Here is a 17,913-nt window from a genome sequence, read left to right as displayed (position 1 = left end):
GCTCCGGTGGCTCCGGCGCCTGCGTTCAATCCGATGGATCTGCCCACGCGAACCAAGGTCTTTGCATTCGCGCTGATGTGCCTCGGCTTTTTCATGGCGACGCTCGATATCCAGATCGTCGCGTCGTCGCTCAAGGAAATCGGGGGCGGTCTTTCGGCGAGCCAAGACGAGTTGTCGTGGGTCCAGACGTCCTACCTGATTGCCGAGATTCTCGTGATCCCGATGTCGGGCTGGCTCTCGCGCGTGTTTTCGACGCGTTGGCTGTTCACCGCGTCGGCGCTCGGTTTCACGATCACCAGCATGCTTTGCGGGATGGCCTGGGACATCAACTCGATGATCGTGTTTCGCGCCTTGCAAGGTGCGCTCGGCGCGGCGATGATCCCGACGGTGTTCACCACGGCATTCGTGCTGTTCCCGGGACACCAGCGCGTGATTGCATCGACGACGATCGGCGCGCTCGCGACGCTGGCGCCCACGATCGGGCCGGTGATCGGCGGCTGGATCACCGCTCAATGGTCGTGGCATTGGCTGTTCTACCTGAACCTCGCACCGGGCCTCGCAGTGGCGCTTCTCGTGCCGAGGTTCGTCCATTTCGACAAGGCGGACCTGCCGCTGCTCAAGAAGGGCGATTACACCGGCATCATCCTGATGTCGCTGTTTCTCGGCTGCCTCGAGTATGTACTCGAGGAGGGCCCGCGCAAAAACTGGTTCGGCGACAGCGCGATCCTCGCGTGCACGTGGGTCTCGGCGATTGCCTGCTTCCTGTTCCTCGTGCATGCACTGACGGCGAAGGAGCCGATTGTCGACCTGCGTGCACTCACGATGAGGAACTTCGGAATCGGCAGCGCACTGTCGTTCATCACCGGGATCGGCATCTTCTGCACGGTGTTCCTGACACCCTTGTTTCTCGGCCGCGTGCGCGGCTTCGACTCGACGCAGATCGGCGCGGCGCTGCTGTCGGTCGGGGTGGCACAACTGGTCGGGCTCGCCGTCTATTCATCGCTCGCGCGCTTTGTCGACTTGCGCTGGCTGTTGCTGTTCGGGCTTGCATGCTTCGGACTCGGCTGCTGGCTCTATGTGCCGCTCACGCATGACTGGGGCTGGCAGCAGTTGGTCTTGCCCCAGGTCCTGCGCGGCTTCGGCCAGCAGTTCTCGATCGCGCCGATCGTCACGATGGCACTCGGCTCGTTGCCGCCATCGCGGCTGCGTTCGGCGAGCGGCTTGTTCAACCTGATGCGCAATCTCGGTGGTGCGATCGGGATCGCCCTCGTCAGCACGATGCTCAATGACCGGCTCAACCTTCACTACCTGCGCCTCAACGAGCATGTGACCGCGGGCCGGCCGCTGGTCGAGGCGTGGTTGAACGGACAGGCCACGCACTTCTCACGCGTCGGTGGCGATCTGCTCGACGGCGCGCAGGCGAGCCTCGGCGCCTTGCATGCACTGGCGATGCGCGAAGCGCTCGTGCTGACGTTTTCCGATACGTTTGCCGCGGTCGCGGTGTGCTTCGTCGTGGCCTTTGCACTGGCCTTGTTTTCGAAGCCCCTCAATGTTGGCGCGAAGCCGCCGCCAGACGCGCATTGAAGTATGCACACAGGGATAAAGCGATGAGAACCGCCACGATTTTCCCCATGAAGTCCCCATTTACCAAGAGCCTTGCGATTGCCTTGGTGAGTCTTGTGCTCGCCGCGTGCGCGGTCCAGCCGGCCGAACATGCGAAGCTGACCGACACGATATCGACGCTTGCCCCCCCGAGATGGGACGTGGACGTCGCGCCAAGCCGGCTCGAGACCGAGGCCTGGTGGCGACAGTTCGGCGATCCGACGCTCCATCAGCTCGTGACCGAGGTGCTCGAGCAGAACCTCGATGTGAAGGCCGCGGTGGAGCGCGTGAAGCAGGCCGAAGCGGTGAGCGCCGAACAGCGCGCGGCGCTGTTGCCGCACCTCGACCTGAACGCGCTCGCGGCTTACTACCGCCAGAACATCCCGCCGCCGCTCGGCTATGTGCGCGAGGCCGGCATCGGGGTCACCGCGAGCTGGACGCCTGACGTCTTCGGCGGACAACGGCTAGCCGTGCTAGCCACGCGAGCCCAGATCGAGCGCAGCCAGGATGCGCTCGATGAGCTCAAGCTCGCGCTCGCGGCCAACGCCGCTTCCGCGTACATCGATTTGCGCTGGGCGCAGGCCGAGCAAAAGATCTTGCAGGACAACATCAGCATTCGCGAGCGTGCGCTTCACCTGACGCGGGCACGTCGTGCCTATGGATTGTCGAACAATCTTGACGTGGCACGCGCGCAGAATCAGCTGAGCGATCTCCAGGCACGCATTCCCCGTATCGGTTCGACGATCCAGCATCAGTTGAGTCTGATCGCCGTCTACTCGGGGCGTACCCCGCAGAGCGTCGATCACCTGACTCTGGCGAACGCGGCCCCCGTGCCGGTACCCGCGAGCGATGTGCCGGCGGTGCTGCCTTCCGAAGCGCTCCTGCGGCGTCCCGATGTCCGGGTTGCCTATGATGGTGTCGAGCAGCGCGCCGCGCAGGTCGGCGTCTCGCGCGCGCGCCGCTATCCGCAGTTCAACCTGCAGCTCAGCGACGGCTTGCTGGCTGCCTCATGGGTTGGCCTGCCGATGGTGACGGACAATCTGTTCAGCGCTGCCTTGACGGCGACGAGTCCGATTTTCCATGCGGGCGAGATTCGGGCAGGCATCGAGGGCAGCGAAAGCCAGATGCGCGAGTCGGAGCTGAATCTGCGACAGACGCTGTTGAACGCGCTCAAGGAGGTCGAGGACACGCGCAGCGATCTCGTCAGCAGTGCCGATGCGGTCAGTCAACTCGGCACCTCTTGCGCAGCGTCGGAGCAGGCTTTGCGCCTGTCGACCGAACTCTACAAGGGCGGCGCGGCGGATTTTCTCGATGTGCTCGAGGCGCAGCAGTCCTACCTTCGCGACCAGGATGCGCTGAACCAGGCCAAACGCGAGCATGCGCTCGCCGCGATCGCCTTGTATCGCTCGCTTGGCGGCGGTTGGTCGAAGGACGGCGGCATCGAAGTGGCGAGTGCGACGCTCACGCCATCGAACGCAATATCGAACGCATCACTGAACGCGTCGCCGGACGTGCCGAAGCCGAACTGATACCCATCGACCTACCGGACCTGCCATATGCAAGCAGCCGCGCAACTTTGTCATGTGAATCCGGCTTGATGCCTGCATCGCGCAAACACTCTCCCACGGCGGCTTCCCGATCGGCCGGGCCGGTCGTTTGCACACGCCGCCCGGAAAAAATGCACGCTTAGGCATACACTCTGCGATGGCTCGCCGCGCCCCCGGCTTCGGCGCCTACGATGCCCACGCGAATGCCGCGCACGCGGCACATGAATTGCTACCAGCAGTCTTTGTGGGCTGACGCGGTCGCGCGGCCCGGGTGCATTGACAAGGAGGGTATCGGATGAATGTCGCCGAGGTACAGCCGGCTTCCCATTCAAACAACGCGCCGGCCTCGCGGGAGGGAGCCACGCCGGCACCGCCCTGCACGATCGTCATATTCGGCGCACGCGGCGATCTGACCAAGCGGCTGTTGATGCCGTCGATCTACAACCTCGTGCACGCCGGCCTGCTCGACAAGCGGACGTCGATTCTCGGGGTGGATCACAATGACCTGAGCAGCGACGACTGGCGCAGGATGCTCAGCGATACGCTCGGCGAACTCGCGGCCGATCCGCATGCGGAATTCCGTGCGGACAAGGTGGATCCCGCGACATGGAAGTGGGTCACCGACCGGCTCGAATACCTGACAGCCGACTTCGATAGCGACGAGACGTACCGCAAGCTCAACGAGAAGATCCAAGGCAATGCGGTGTTCTACCTCGCCGTGAGCGCGCGTTTCTTCGGCCCCGTCATCGAGCGCCTCGGCCATGCGGGGCTGCTCGAGGAGAAGGGGGCCGCGGGCACAGCGGGTTCGCAGGGCGCCGTGTTTCGCCGCGTGATCATCGAGAAGCCGTTCGGCTCCGATCTGGCGAGCGCGTGCGAACTGAACAAGAGGATTCTCGCGGTCGCCGACGAGAGTCAGTACTATCGGATCGACCACTTTCTGGGCAAGGACGCCGTGCAGAGTTTGCTCGCGATGCGTTTTGCAAACCGCTTCTTCGAAGCCGCGTGGCGTGCCGAATCGGTTGATCACGTGCAGATTTCGGCGGTGGAGACAATTGGTGTCGGCTCGCGCGGCAATTTCTACGAGACTACCGGCGCGCTGCGCGACATGGTGCCGAACCACCTGTTCCAGCTGCTCTCGATGACGGGCATCGAAGCGCCGACGTCGCTCTCGGCGCAGGCCGTGCGCGATGCGAAGACCGCGTTTGTCAAGGCGGCTGAGGCCGTCAAGGTCGAAGACATCGTGCGCGGCCAGTATGCGGCCGGCAAGATCGACGGCGTTGCGGTCAAGGGCTATCGTGAGGAGGACAAGGTCGCGTCGGACAGCACGACCGAAACCTACATCGCACTCAAGCTCGCGATCGATACACCGCGCTGGAAAGGTGTGCCGTTTTACCTGCGCACGGGCAAGCGTCTCGGCGGCCGCTTTACCGAGATTGCGATCCACTTCAAACCCGAGCCATACGGGCTGTTTGCCGCCGCCTCGGGGCACAAGGCAGCGGGGCAGGGGGGCGCCGCGCAGGGCCGTACCCCGAACGCGGCCGCGGGCCAGGGCTGCGCACCCCTGCGCACGGGCGGCCAGCAGGTCGACCCCGCCTCGAACGTGCTGACGATCCAGATCGACCCGAAACATGGTGCGGCGGCCACCTTCAACGTCAAAGTGCCGGGTCCGCTCAGCCGTATCGGCGAAGTCGAGTCGTCATTCGATTTCGCGGATTTTTTCGGCGAACAGTCGAACGTCGGTTATGAGTCGCTCATCTACGAATGCCTGCTTGGCGACGCCACATTGTTCCAGCGCGCCGACACCATCGAGGCGAGCTGGGCGGCCGTGCAGCCCGTGATCGACCTCGCCGCGAAGGGGGCGCAACCCGAGTCATACGCGGCCGGCAGCGCGGGTCCCACAGGGGCCGATACCTTGCTTTCACGCGACGGCCGGGCCTGGACGCCAATCGACAAGCAAGCGCAGTGACGAACGGCCGAGCGTCTCGCGTCTGACGTGAGCGCGTCCCGGGCGAGCTCAACGAACCTTGATGGAGCACTGGATATGAAACGATGGCTTATGAATCCCGCCGCAGGTTCTATCGTGCAAGCCGCCGAGCGCGATGCCGCGAGTGGCGGTGCGGCAAATGCCAAGGTCGGCGACATCGACCAGTTGTGCATCAACACCATTCGGACCCTTGCGATGGATGCGGTCCAGAAGGCGAATTCGGGTCACCCCGGCACGCCGATGGGTCTGGCTCCGGTGGCCTATCAACTCTGGCAGCGCTACCTGAACTACGATCCACTGCAGCCGGGCTGGCCCAATCGCGATCGCTTCGTACTGTCGGTCGGCCATGCGTCGATGCTCCTCTATTCGCTGTTGCATCTGGCCGGCGTGCGGGCGATCGACGAGGATGACCGGGCGCTCGACGAGCTGGCCGTGCCGCTCGACGACATCAAGAAATTCCGCCAGCTCGACAGCAAGTGCCCGGGTCACCCCGAGTACCGCTGGACCTCGGGTGTCGAAACGACCACCGGACCGCTCGGCCAGGGTCTGGGCAACAGCGTCGGCATGGCGATAGCCGGACGCTGGATCGCCGCGACCTACAACAAGCCGGATTGCGAAGTGTTCGACTATCGCGTGTTCGCCCTGTGCGGCGACGGCGACATGATGGAAGGGGTCTCCGCCGAGGCCGCCTCGATCGCCGGTCACCTGAAGCTGTCGAACCTCTGCTGGGTCTATGACAGCAACTCGGTGACGATCGAGGGCCATACCGATCTCGCCTACAGCGACGATGTCGCGACGCGTTTCAAGGGCTACGGCTGGCATGTCGAACAGGTCGCCGATGCGAACGACGCCCAGGCGCTCGCCCGGGCCTTCGACACCTTCGACGAGACACGCGATCGGCCGACCCTGATCATCGTTACCAGCGTGATCGGTTTCGGTTCGCCAAAGAAGCAGGGCACCTCGAGCGCCCATGGCGAACCGCTCGGCGAAGAGGAGGTCAAGGCGGCCAAGCGTGCCTACGGTTGGCCCGAGGATGCGCAGTTCCTCGTGCCGGACGGCGTGCGCGAGCACTTTGGCGAGGGCATCGGTGCGCGGGGCAAGGCCGCGCGCGAGGCGTGGGAACAGCGCTTTGCCGAGTATGGCAAGCGGTATCCCGAACTCGCCGATCAGTTCACGCGAATGCGCTCCCACAAACTGCCCGACGGTTGGGACACGGAACTGCCGGTGTTTCCGACCGACCCGAAGGGCATCGCCACGCGCGATTCGTCAGGCCAGGTGCTCAACAAGCTCGCGGCAAGGATCCCCTGGCTGATCGGCGGCGCGGCCGACCTCGCGCCCTCGACCAAGACGCTGTTGAAGTTCGACGGCGCGGGCAGTTTCCAGCCTGACAACTATGCGGGCCGCAACCTGCACTTCGGCATTCGCGAGCATGCAATGGGCTCGATCGCGAACGGCCTCGCGCTCTCCCGGCTGCGGCCGTTCGCCTCGACTTTCCTGATCTTCAGCGACTATATGAAGCCGCCGATCCGGCTCTCCTCCATCATGGAATTGCCGGTCACCTTCGTGTTCACGCACGATTCGATCGGGGTCGGTGAAGACGGCCCGACGCACCAGCCGATCGAGCAACTCGCGTCTTTGCGCGCGGTACCCGGCATGATCGTGTTGCGGCCGGCCGATGCGAACGAGGTCGCCGAGTCGTGGCGGGTGATCCTCTCGAACACGGATCAGCCCGTTTGCCTCGTGCTCACGCGCCAGGCCCTGCCGACCCTCGACCGCAAGCGCTATGCAAGCGCGCAAGGCGTGGCGCGTGGTGCCTATGTGCTCGCGGATGCGCCTGATGGCGAGGCGCCGCGGGTCATCCTGATGGCGACCGGCAGTGAAGTCTCGCTGTGCGTCGACGCGTATGAAAAGCTTTCGGCGGAAGGCATTGCCGCGCGGCTTGTCTCGATGCCGTCGTGGGAGTTGTTCGAGCGGCAGGACGCCGCCTACAAGGACAGTGTGCTGCCTCCCGATGTGAGCGCACGCCTCGCTGTCGAGCAAGCGTCCGAAGTGGGCTGGGACCGGTATGTCGGAATCGGCAAAGACGCGAAGACCATCGTTATGCATACTTTTGGGGCGTCGGCTCCGTTGTCCGATTTGAAGAAGAAATTCGGCTTTACGCCGGAGGCTGTCTATGCTGAAGCGAAGAAACTCGTGAAGTAACACAACCGGAGAATGAGAGCATGCAGATCGGAATCGTCGGCCTGGGCCGGATGGGCGCGAATATCGCGCGACGCTTGATCAGAGGCAAGCACGAGGTCGTGGTCTGGAATCGCAGCAGCGGTCCGGCAGAAGAAGTGGGCAAGGAAGGCGCCAGCGTCGCGAAGGATTTCGACGACGTGATCGCGAAGCTCAAGGCGCCGCGCGTCGTCTGGATCATGCTGCCCGCGGGCCAGGTCACTGAAGAAGCGGTGAAGGAGTTCGCGGGCAAGCTGTCGCCGGGCGACATCATCATCGACGGCGGCAACACGCACTACAAGGACGATGTGCGGCGCGCGAAGGAGATCGAGCCCAAGCAGCTCCACTATGTGGACGTCGGCACGTCGGGCGGCGTCTGGGGCCTGCAGCGTGGCTACTGCATGATGATCGGCGGCCCGGATGCCATCGTGAAGCACCTCGACCCCGTGTTCGACACGCTCGCGCCGGGTCTCGGCGATATTCCGCGCACGCCGAACCGCGGCAATCGCGACTCGCGCGCCGAGCGCGGATATATCCACGCGGGCCCCGCGGGCGCCGGGCATTTCGTCAAGATGGTCCATAACGGCATCGAGTACGGGCTGATGCAGGCCTATGCCGAAGGCTTCGACATCCTCAAGGGAAAGAACTCCGAGGAGTTGCCGCAAGCCCAGCGCTACAACCTCGATATGGCCGATATCGCCGAAGTCTGGCGCCGAGGTTCAGTCGTGTCGTCGTGGCTGCTCGACCTGTCGGCCGCCGGCCTTGCGCAGCATCCGACGCTCGAGAACTATGCGGGTGAGGTATCCGACAGTGGCGAGGGACGTTGGACCATCGAAGCGGCCATCGAGGAAGCCGTGCCGGCCAATGTGCTGTCGGCCTCGCTTTACGCACGCTTCCGCTCGCGCAAGGAGCACACCTTTGGTGAGCGCTTGCTTTCGGCGATGCGATTTGGCTTTGGGGGTCACGTCGAGCCGAAGTAAGTCGGGATAGGCGGCGCTGCTTCCTGGTCTACCCTCAGTTCTTTCTGGGGTTGGATCGGGAAGCAACGTTTTGGCCGTCATACCTGCTTCGTCCTGGAAGCAGATTGGTAGCATCTACTGCCTGTCTGAAATTTCAACGGAGCGGTCGATGCCCATACTCTTTTTTCTCCTGCTCGGCTTTCTCATTTTTATCTTGGGCGCGGGCTGGGGTTTCAACGCGCTGTCGCATCGCGTCGGCAGCGATGTGGCGATCGCGATTTACTTTCTTGCGCTTGCGATACTCAGTGCGGGTCCTATCGCATGGTGGCGGTCCCGGCAACGGCGTACGGGCCGCACCATCGATCAAGCCGCGACACGCCGCTTTTCGGGCGCCCAGTCGAGCATCTTGGTCAGTGCGCATGACCGCAGCGTCACGCTTACGCTCCAGGGCACGACGCGGCGGTATCCATTGAGCGAACTGCGCGAGTGGTCCGTGTTCGAACGGACTCGTGAACCCTCGATGGTCGGGGTCGAGCTCCAGACCCGCGATCTGACCCATTCAAGCTGGTCGCTACCCTTGTGGGATGCGGGGCAGGCGCATGACTGCGTGCGCATGCTCGACGAACTCAAGGGCCCGACGCAATAGACCGCGCTTTCAGCGCTGAAAGTACGGGTCTGCCCTGCTGCGCTGCATCTTTCAATAGATAGGTGAGGGGATACAGGGAACTTGGTTTCGATGCGGCCTTTGTTGCGTGGCGAGATCTCCAGTGGTTTGAGCGGCCAACGTGGGGCCGTGATTCGGAAAGACTGACCACGGCATGCTGGCGGGCAAGCCTGGCGCTTGCGTCATGTGCCTTGCATTCAAGTTTTGCCCGCTGATTGCCGATATCGTGCTTGTTGGCCAACAAACAGGCTTGGGCAAGACAGGTCAGGGGGAGACATGACGCAGTCCCGAAACGACGGCAGGAATGCGACGCCACGCGACGCAATCGACGAACAGAAGGTCCAGATTCGCCGATCGTGCGGCTACATCGTTGCGCGCGAAGCGTCGGATCTGATGAGCAAATCGCCGCTCAACCGTGGACCCGCGATGAAGAAGATCGCCGAAAGGCTGATCGATTCGCGCAGCGTGCTGTTCGGCATCGCTTTCTTCGAATGTGTCGAGGACTGGTTGTTCGACCACGGCCAGAACACCAGCGCCGAAGCCGTGCGGCGCTACCTTAATTCCCCGAAGTTCCTCACCTTGTTCGTCCCGGGCGGCGCCACGACGTCGTCTCCCGCGCCGCGCACCTCTGCGCGCCATGCTTCCCCCAACACGATGATGCTCTTCGACTGATTGCTCGCCGGGTGATCGCACACCGGCTGATCGCTCGTCGGTTGATCGATGAACACTTCTCGCCCTCAGCGCCACTGACACGCCTCGTCGTTCTAGCTGATCGTCGCCACGCTTGCTTCGTCCGCCCGCTTCCCTCCCTCCGAGGCTTGACACGATTCATTCGGAGCGCGAAACAAGTCCGGTGAATTTGACATTTCTTGACCGGCGGAAAGTCGCAAGCATCACAAAAAGTCTGCTCTACTACGCACATGAGTCATCTCAATTAGTTGAATGACAATTCCGTCCGCTAATTACGATATATCCCATGCGCGCATCGGTTGCTCGATAAACGAAGGTTAGTGTGCGATATGTGACTGCTTCACGCACGAATCAATCGGAAACACACGGTGTCATGTAGATTGAGCGCTTGTCTTATTCCTGGATGGGACAAGCTCGATGTGATACTGGCTGGCTCACATATTCGCTTTCTCGTAACATCGTGCTGCGTCTAAATGGCCGACCACTCCCGGCGGCACACAAAACGTTGAAGGAGATGGCCTGTGGCAAAGCAAACGATCGTGCTCATCGACGATCATCCGTCCCTGCGACTCGCACTCAAGACAATTCTCGAAGACACGGGTGAATTCGAGATAGTCGGGGAGGCGAGTACAGGCGAACGCGGTCTGGCAATTCTGCGGCGCGCGCCGCCCTCGCTGGTCGTTGTCGATCTCAAGCTACCGGACATCGACAGGATCGAACTGATTCGTCAAATGCGGCGCGCGGCATCCATTACGCGCATTCTCGTGTTCTCGTCGCAAGATGAGCGCATGCATGCCGGGCCCGCGCGTGACGCGGGCGGGCATGGTTTCGTCGGCAAGGATCGTGATATCAGCGATATCGTGACGGCGGCGCGTCTCGTGCTCGCCGGCTACAACTGTTTTGCCGATGCGGGCACCGATGCGGCCAACGACCGGCTTGGTCAATTGTCCCCGCGCGAGCTCACCATTCTCAAGGGTCTGGTCGCGGGGGCGAGCAACAAGCAGCTCGCCGATACCCTGTTCCTGAGTCCGAAGACGGTGAGCACTCACAAGACTCGCATGCTGCGCAAACTCAATTTGTCGACGATCGTCGACCTCGTTGAATTCGCGAAGGCGCATCGGCTGATTGACTAGCGCAGGGGCGGACATGCGGCACCTCGCAGCGAAGTCCTTCTGTCTGACATGGGTCGTCTGCGCCGGTCTGACCAGCACCGTCGTGCTTGCGGACAGGCTGCCGGCGAATCCGGAATCGAGGTGGTCGAGCGATATGGCCTCCGCTTCGCTTCCCACGGGGGTGTCAGGCCAGGTTCGCGCAGCCGCGCATGTGACGATGACGGACCCCGGCGCCGCTGGACCCTCCGCGGGTCCCGTCTCGTCGGATTGGCGTCAGCAACTGGCCTTGCCTGTGCTGCCGCTGGATGTCGAAGAGCAGGCGCTGATGGACCGGCATGGCGGCCGGCTGGTCATCGGCATCGCGCCGAACGTGTCTCCTCCACTCGACATCATGGGGCTGCGTCGTAGCGTCTATGGCATGAGCGTCGATTTTGCCGAGGCGGTCGGCACGGCCATCGGCGCAACGATCGAATGGCACGCGTTCGACGATCGCGCGTCGATGCTTGCGGCCCTGCGAAACAACGAGATTGACATCGCCACGTCGTCGACCCGCGCCGATGGCGATGCGTTTCTTCGCACGCGGTCCTATGTGGCCAACCAACTGGCGCTGATCGAACGGCATTCGGACGGCTCTTTTCAGGTTGCCGCAGGCGGGCGCCTGGCGTATGTGGCGGGCGACACACCCGAGGCCGACGTGGCGGCCGCCTATCCGGGCAGGACAATGCTTGCCTATCCACGCGTATTCGATGCGCTCAAGGCTGTGTCGTTCGGCGAAGCGGACGCCTTTGTCGGCAACCTGCTGGTCAGCAGTTATGTGATCGACCAGCTCCAGTTGCGCAATCTCGCGCCGAGCGGCTATGCGCCGTTCGAAGAGGGAGGCTTCAATTTTGCGGTGCGGCCAGGTGAGCTGACGTTGGTGACGTTGCTCAACCGCGCTCTGCAAAGCTTGCCGACTTCGTTTGCAACGGGCGTGCGCAGCCGCTGGTCTCGCATGGACGGTGCGCTCAGCTTCGTCCGTCCGCTCGAACTGACGAACGTCGAGCAGCAGTGGATCAGCACGCATCCCGTCGTGCGGTTTTCTTCCCTCGACGATCTCGCGCCGTTCGCATTCGTCGATGCGCGTGGTGAACCGGCGGGCATTTCGATCGATGTGCTCGAGGCGATCAGCCGCCAGACGGGAATCAAGTTCGAGGGCATGCTTCGCAGCTCGGTATCAGCCGTCGCCGAGGATCTGCGCGGCGAACGCGCGCTGCTGACGCCGACCATGGTCGACGCCCCCGATTTCCGGCAGTCGCTGACGACGAGCGTGACTTATATGTCATCGCTGTGGGTGATCGTCACGCGCGCGAGTGCATCTCCGCTGCGCGACGTCGACGCGCTTGCAAACAAGCGCGTCGCTCTGTTGGCCGACAGCGCCATGTGGAGTGAACTGTCGCGTGCGCAGTTACAGATCGGACTCACACCCGCGGCATCTGTTCTCGACGCCTTCGATGCCGTGCGCGATGGCCACGCCGACGCGACCGTGATGCCGATCGAGGTTGCGTATTATGCAATCGGACAGTATCCGAACGACACCCTTGCGATCACGGGGACGGTCGGTGGTACGCCCTTTCCTGTCAATGTCGGTGTGCGCGCGGACCAGACGGCGCTCGCATCGATCATTGATAAGGCGATTGCCCATATTCCGCCCGGTGAGATCGATGCGATCCGGCGCCGGTGGCTGCTCGTCGCCAATCCCGAGCCGGTATGGCAGCGATTGCGTCCCCGTATCGTGTTCGCGTCGGTGGTCGCTGCGTTCGGGGCGTTGTTCCTGCTCGCGTGGGCCATCTCGATGCGCGTGCAGATTCGCCGGCGCGTGGCCGCCGAGCAGCAGCTCGTCGAGCGCGAAGACGCCCTGCGGATCGCCCGCGATGAGGCGGAGTCGGCCAATCGGGCGACGTCCGCATTCCTGGCGACGATGAGCCATGAAATCCGCACGCCGATGAATGCAATTCTCGGGATGCTCGAACTGCAGCTGGAAGAGGCCGGCAGTGATGCACGCCGCAGCGATACCTTGTCGGTCATGCAGCAGGCCGCGCGCGATCTGCTGGCGTTGATCGACAATGTGCTCGATGTGTCGAAGATGGAAGCCGCCAAGCTCGAGCTCTCACCCCAGCCGCTGGAACTCTGCCACTGGTTCGACGGGCTTGCGCGGCTTTACCACAACATCGCGGCCCAGAAGGGGATCGGCTTTTCCCTCGTACGTCTGGGCGAAGGCGAAAGAGAAGCCTGGGTGATGGCCGATCCGGTGCGTTTGCGGCAGGTGGTCGCAAACCTGTTGTCGAATGCCGTCAAGTTCACGAGTACGGGCGGCGTACAACTCGAGTATGCGATCAAGCGCGATGGCGAAGGCACGATGGAGGCGGTATGGCCTGAGTGTTTGCGCATCGAGCTTGGGGTCGTCGATTCGGGCGTAGGGATTGCGCTGGCCGACCAGGCCCTGCTGTTCGAGCCGTTCAGTCAGGTCGGCGAATCGCAGCGCGGACAGTATGGCGGGACGGGGCTCGGCCTGTCGATCTGCAAGCGGCTGGTCGGTCTGATGAACGGCACGATCCAACTGGCGAGCACGCTCGGCAAGGGTACGCGGGTGTCGGTCGTACTCGATCTGCCGGCTGTACCGGCTGCAACCGCCCACTATTTCAATATGCAACCGCGCGGCGCGCCGGGCGGAGAGACGGCACCTGCTTCGAGCAGGCGCGCGCGCCTCCAGGGACTCCGCGTACTGGTGGTCGATGACCATCCGGCCAATCGCCTGGTCATGCGGCAGCAACTCGAATCGCTCGGTTGCCGGGTGGTACTGGCCGATGACGGCAACCAGGCGATCGTTCGATGGTTGAGCGAGCCGTTCGACGCGGTGCTCACGGATTGTTCGATGCCGGTCATGAGTGGCGAGTCGCTCGCGGCCGCGATACGAGAACACGAAGCAAAGCAGCAGCAAGCGCAAGAGCCGGCGACTGCGGCCCGGCACCGCACTCGCTGCCTGATTCTCGGTGCAACCGCGAATGCGCAACCCGAGGCGCGGCGACAGGCGATCGCGGCGGGTATGGACGAATGCCTGATCAAGCCGGTGGGACTCGAGGCACTGGCAAGGGCGCTGGGCGGTGTGGTTCCCGCCATGCAGGCACTCAGCCCGACGGCAGCTTCTGTCTCGACGATCGATACGGCCAAGCTCGAGCGTTTCGGAGAACAGCGCGATGAGGTTCTCAAATCGTTGCGCGATACGAACCGCGACGATCTGCTGGCGGCGCGTAAAGCGTTTTCGCAAAACGATCTGATGGCACTCGCGAGCCTCGCCCATCGCATCAAGGGCGCGGTCAGGCTGGTCGGTGGCCGAATGCTTGTCGACGCCTGCATCGATCTTGAAGCCGCGTGCATTGCGGAGGACCGCGAAAATCACATTCGATGAGTTTTGCGCGGCCCTCGATCTATTTCAAAATGAGATCGATAGATGTATCGATCTGACTCAATAGGCATTCAACTACCCGGATAAAATTTCCGCGGAGCGCATTTTTGGACTAGCGCATTTAAAAATTGGCCGGAAGGCCGATTCCTTCAGCATTTCCATCTATTGTTCGGAGCTTTCCGAGTCTCGAATCGATCTGCGACGATTTCATTTCCACTCGCGCTTTGGCACATTTTCGCCTGACTGGTTGACGGTGCAGAACGGGCCCATGACGGCAGGATCAATGTGTCGATTTTTACCGTCGAGTCTCGTGGCGATCCGTCTGCCGGCCGGTTGAATGGCGACGCGCGCCGCGCGCCGTAGAGGTTTCCGTGTTGCTGCGGCTTCCTGCGGCGCGCGTCGCCGCGTTTCACGGTGAAGGATGGCGCAGAAGGAAGATTGATGAACAAGCAGACGCGGATCGGCAAGACCGTCCGGACCTATTCGGACAGCCGTCCCAAGGCTCGGTGCCGCTGCCTCGTCGACTCGATACGCGATGTCATGACCATTGTCGCCTCGGCGACCGTGGTGACACAGGCGCATGCAGCTGACCCGGTCAGCACGCGTTCGGCGGGTCCCTATCTCCAGCTCTCGACGGGCGACGATGTCACGACGGAGAAGGGATACTACGAATCGAGCGGCCAGGGCTCGATGTTCTCGGCGATTCGCGTGACGGGGCCGAACTCCCTGATGCATATCTTCGACAGCACCATGGTAGGTCTGTATTGGCATGCGCATGCGCTCTACGTGCGCAAGTACGGGGCGGCCGACGCTCACGACTCGATCTTCCGGGCCGAGGCGCTCGATGGCTCCGCGGTGGTGTCCGACGCTGCCAGAATCGATATCGAGCGAAGCAAGGTGGAGACACTGGGCAGCGGTGGACACGGCGTTTACGTCAGGGGGCATGGCGGTTACTTCCGGTTTGCGGGTGGCGAGATCGTCACCCGGAGCTGGGGTTCGAATGCCGGACGCGCGGAGGACAAATCGACGCTGATTTTTGATGAAGCCTTAGAGAAGAAGGGCGCGCGCGCCGATGAATCCGCACAAGCGGAAAATGAATTGATCCCGGCTACGGATGATGCCGCGGCGGCAGGCACGGCGAATTCTCGCAGCCGTGTTTTGCGCACACGTCTGACGACCGAGGCAGGAGAATCGCCGGCCATTCTCGTACAGCGTGACTCGATGGCCGAGGGGCACTCGGTCGATCTGGAGACACGCGGCCCCAACTCTCCAGCGGTCCAGATCGATCACGATTCAAAAGGCGCTTTCTGGTCGAGCACGTTCAAGGTTGCCGCCGCCAATATGCCGATTGTGTCGATGAAGGATGGCGCAACTTTCGAACTCCGCAGTTCGACCATCGACACGGGCGAGCGAGAGTCTCCCGTAATCGTGGCGCAAGGCGGGCGCCAGAATGTCTGGCTAGTGGAGGGTGGGCAGGTCATTGCGCGTACGGTGCTGTCGCTCAAGTCCTTGGGCGACACGCCCGGCGAGCTGACACTCCTCATAGCCGACAAGGGGAGCGCGGTCGGCGACGTCCGAACCGATTCGCAGAGCCGCCTGAAAATCAGTCTACTCAATCGGGGACGATTTGAAGGCCGTGCGACGGGCCGGGTGGATTTGGATATCGAACAGGGCGGTGAATCGATTCTGCCCGAGTCGATACGATTGGAGTCGATGCGTCTGGTGGGTCGCGTGCAATTCGCCCCGAGCGCCGCGCCGGAGCAGACGGTCCGGGTCGCAGGTGAATTGCGGGGCGATGCGGGCAGGCTTGTGCTGCGAACACTTGCGAACCGCGGTGGCCCCCTTGCGGAGCAGAAGACTGATCGCCTGCTGGTCGAAGGCGATATGGTCGGGGCACTTCTGCTCGATGTCGAGACGACCGGCACGGGCGCGCTGACCGATACCAACTCGGACTACGTAGTCCAGGCCAATGAGGGCATCTCGCTCGTACAGGTCGCGGGGAAGTCCACGGCGACAAGCTTTTCGTTGAATGGCGCCTATGTGGCTGTCGGCCCCTATCGATATGAACTCACCGCGTTTGCGCCGGGCGCAAGCGACAAGGCACAGCGGGTCGTGGCAGGCACGGGTGACTTTTGGGATTACCGGCTCGCAAGCTTTAGTCCTGAGGCTCCCCCGGCACCGAAGCCCGAAGTCGTCGCGCCGCCGCCCGTGACACCCGAGCCGGTGGTGGTGGAACCGCCTCCGCCGCCGATCCCCGAGCCGGTGGTGGTGGAACCGCCCCCGCCGCCGATCCCCGAGCCGGTGGTGGTGGAACCGCCCCCGCCGCCGGTCCCTGAGCCGGTGGTCGTGGAACCGCCTGCGCCGCCGGTCCCTGAGCCGGTGGTGGTGGAACCGCCTGCGCCGCCGGTCCCTGAGCCGGTGGTGGTGGAACCGCCTGCGCCCCCGATTCCTGAGCCCGTGGTTGTTGAACCTCCATCCCCCCCTGTTCCGGAGCCTGAGGTCGCGGAGCCAGCACCCGTGCCTCAACCGGCGGCTGCGACACCGCAACCGCCAGTGAAGCCCGTGGCGACGACGCCTGCGTCGCCGGCAAAGACTGATGCCATTGCCGGCAGCGCGCGTGGCCGCTCGCCGCGACAACCGGTTCTCGTGCCGCAGGCACCGGCCTATGTGGCGATGCCGCTTGCAGCATCCGGCTTTCTCCATCAGGCGCTGCACTCATGGGGTCAACCTCACTCGGACCCGACCGGCCGCGCGCGCCGGGTGTCCGGCGAGACCGAGCGCGGTTTTGCGCATGTGTTCGGCTCTCGAGGCCGATATGAGGCCAGTGGTCATGACAGGGCGCATCGTCTCGACTTCTCGACGCGACAGTACGGTGCGCAATTCGGCTTGCCCGTGCACCGGTACCGCACAGCAAATGGCACGATGCAAATCGATCTCGGCGCAAGTGCGGGCGATGCCGGCTTCGCCATCGACGCGCCCCGCAACCAGAGCCAAAGCCGCATGCGAATCGCCGGCCTTGGCCTGCGCGTCACCCACACGCATTCCAACGGCGCATACGCGACGGGGCTTTTGAAAATCGATCACCTCGGCATCAACGTGCGCACGCGAGAGCGCAATGAAGTCGCATCCTTCGGCGGCATCGGCATTTCGGCTCTGTGCGAGGCGGGCGGGGTCGCCGCGTTCGCGCACGGTTGGACCGTCGAATCTTCGATGCGGGCATCGTATGTCGAGGTGCGACTTCGGGATTTCACCGACGTCGATCGCGTTTCGGTCAATCCGCGGCCGTTTCGTACCGCATCGGTCGGCATCGGAAGCCGCGTATCCCGCTCGTTTACCGCCGCGGGCATGGCCGTCAGACCGTATGTCGGTGCCGGGCTTGCTTACACTTCCGGACCGCCCTCGTCACAACTCATCGGTGGCGTGCCGTTTGCGAGCGAACCCATGAGCAGTTCGTGGGAGGCCTCCGCGGGCTTCGAGGGCAGACTCGGAAAGAACGCGCGACTCCTGGTTGATGTCGCGGTCCAGGACGGGCTCGATCACGGGTTCAGCAGCGTCTTCGCGACGGGATCTGTCCACTGGACCTTTTAGCCCCTTGCTGCGACCATGCAACTAACGGCCATCGAAACCGGATATTCCGGCTTCGATGCGTTCCGCATCGGCAAACGACCTGAAATCGACTACCATGCGTGGTCCGAA

Annotated in this window: 10 protein-coding genes; all 10 read left to right on the top strand. The window is 63.2% G+C overall.

Annotated elements, in window-relative coordinates; translation table 11 throughout:
* The first annotated feature begins 33 nt into the window (after positions 1–33).
* The 10 genes from HV670_RS15625 (at position 34) to HV670_RS15580 (ending at position 17,805) form a co-directional block, all read left to right on the top strand.
* On the top strand, positions 34–1,584 hold the full coding sequence (locus HV670_RS15625) for a DHA2 family efflux MFS transporter permease subunit (protein WP_175105776.1): 1,551 nt from the start codon (positions 34–36) through the stop codon (positions 1,582–1,584).
* 47 nt (positions 1,585–1,631) lie between these two features.
* Positions 1,632–3,131 carry an efflux transporter outer membrane subunit gene (locus tag HV670_RS15620; RefSeq protein ID WP_175105705.1) on the top strand — a complete coding sequence of 500 codons (1,500 nt, stop codon included), beginning with the start codon at positions 1,632–1,634 and terminating at the stop codon, positions 3,129–3,131.
* A 313-nt stretch (positions 3,132–3,444) separates the two neighbouring features.
* Positions 3,445–5,115 (top strand): glucose-6-phosphate dehydrogenase, encoded by a 1,671-nt coding sequence (locus HV670_RS15615; RefSeq protein WP_175105704.1) that lies wholly within the window; start codon positions 3,445–3,447, stop codon positions 5,113–5,115.
* Positions 5,116–5,190: 75 nt separating this feature from the next.
* Positions 5,191–7,335 carry a transketolase gene (gene tkt, locus HV670_RS15610; RefSeq protein WP_281362403.1) on the top strand — a complete coding sequence of 715 codons (2,145 nt, stop codon included), beginning with the start codon at positions 5,191–5,193 and terminating at the stop codon, positions 7,333–7,335.
* Between the two features lie 20 nt (positions 7,336–7,355).
* Positions 7,356–8,330: a phosphogluconate dehydrogenase (NAD(+)-dependent, decarboxylating) gene (gnd, locus tag HV670_RS15605; protein WP_175105703.1), complete on the top strand. Its 975-nt coding sequence runs from the start codon at positions 7,356–7,358 to the stop codon at positions 8,328–8,330.
* A gap of 148 nt (positions 8,331–8,478) precedes the next feature.
* Positions 8,479–8,955 (top strand): hypothetical protein, encoded by a 477-nt coding sequence (locus HV670_RS15600; protein ID WP_175105702.1) that lies wholly within the window; start codon positions 8,479–8,481, stop codon positions 8,953–8,955.
* 294 nt (positions 8,956–9,249) lie between these two features.
* Positions 9,250–9,645, top strand: coding sequence for a hypothetical protein (locus tag HV670_RS15595; RefSeq protein WP_175105701.1), 396 nt, complete (start codon positions 9,250–9,252; stop codon positions 9,643–9,645).
* 539 nt (positions 9,646–10,184) lie between these two features.
* Complete coding sequence (locus HV670_RS15590) at positions 10,185–10,796, top strand: response regulator transcription factor (protein WP_175105700.1); 612 nt, start codon at positions 10,185–10,187, stop codon at positions 10,794–10,796.
* Between the two features lie 13 nt (positions 10,797–10,809).
* A complete protein-coding gene (locus HV670_RS15585; RefSeq protein WP_175105699.1) occupies positions 10,810–14,220 on the top strand; it encodes an ATP-binding protein in 3,411 nt (1,136 codons plus the stop codon).
* A gap of 438 nt (positions 14,221–14,658) precedes the next feature.
* On the top strand, positions 14,659–17,805 hold the full coding sequence (locus HV670_RS15580) for an autotransporter outer membrane beta-barrel domain-containing protein (protein WP_175105698.1): 3,147 nt from the start codon (positions 14,659–14,661) through the stop codon (positions 17,803–17,805).
* Positions 17,806–17,913 lie beyond the last annotated feature (108 nt).

Origin of the sequence: Pararobbsia alpina, from assembly GCF_902859895.1 — a bacterium.
In the GTDB taxonomy this organism is placed as follows: Bacteria; Pseudomonadota; Gammaproteobacteria; order Burkholderiales; family Burkholderiaceae; genus Pararobbsia; species Pararobbsia alpina.
This window is presented reverse-complemented; position numbering and strand designations above follow the sequence as displayed.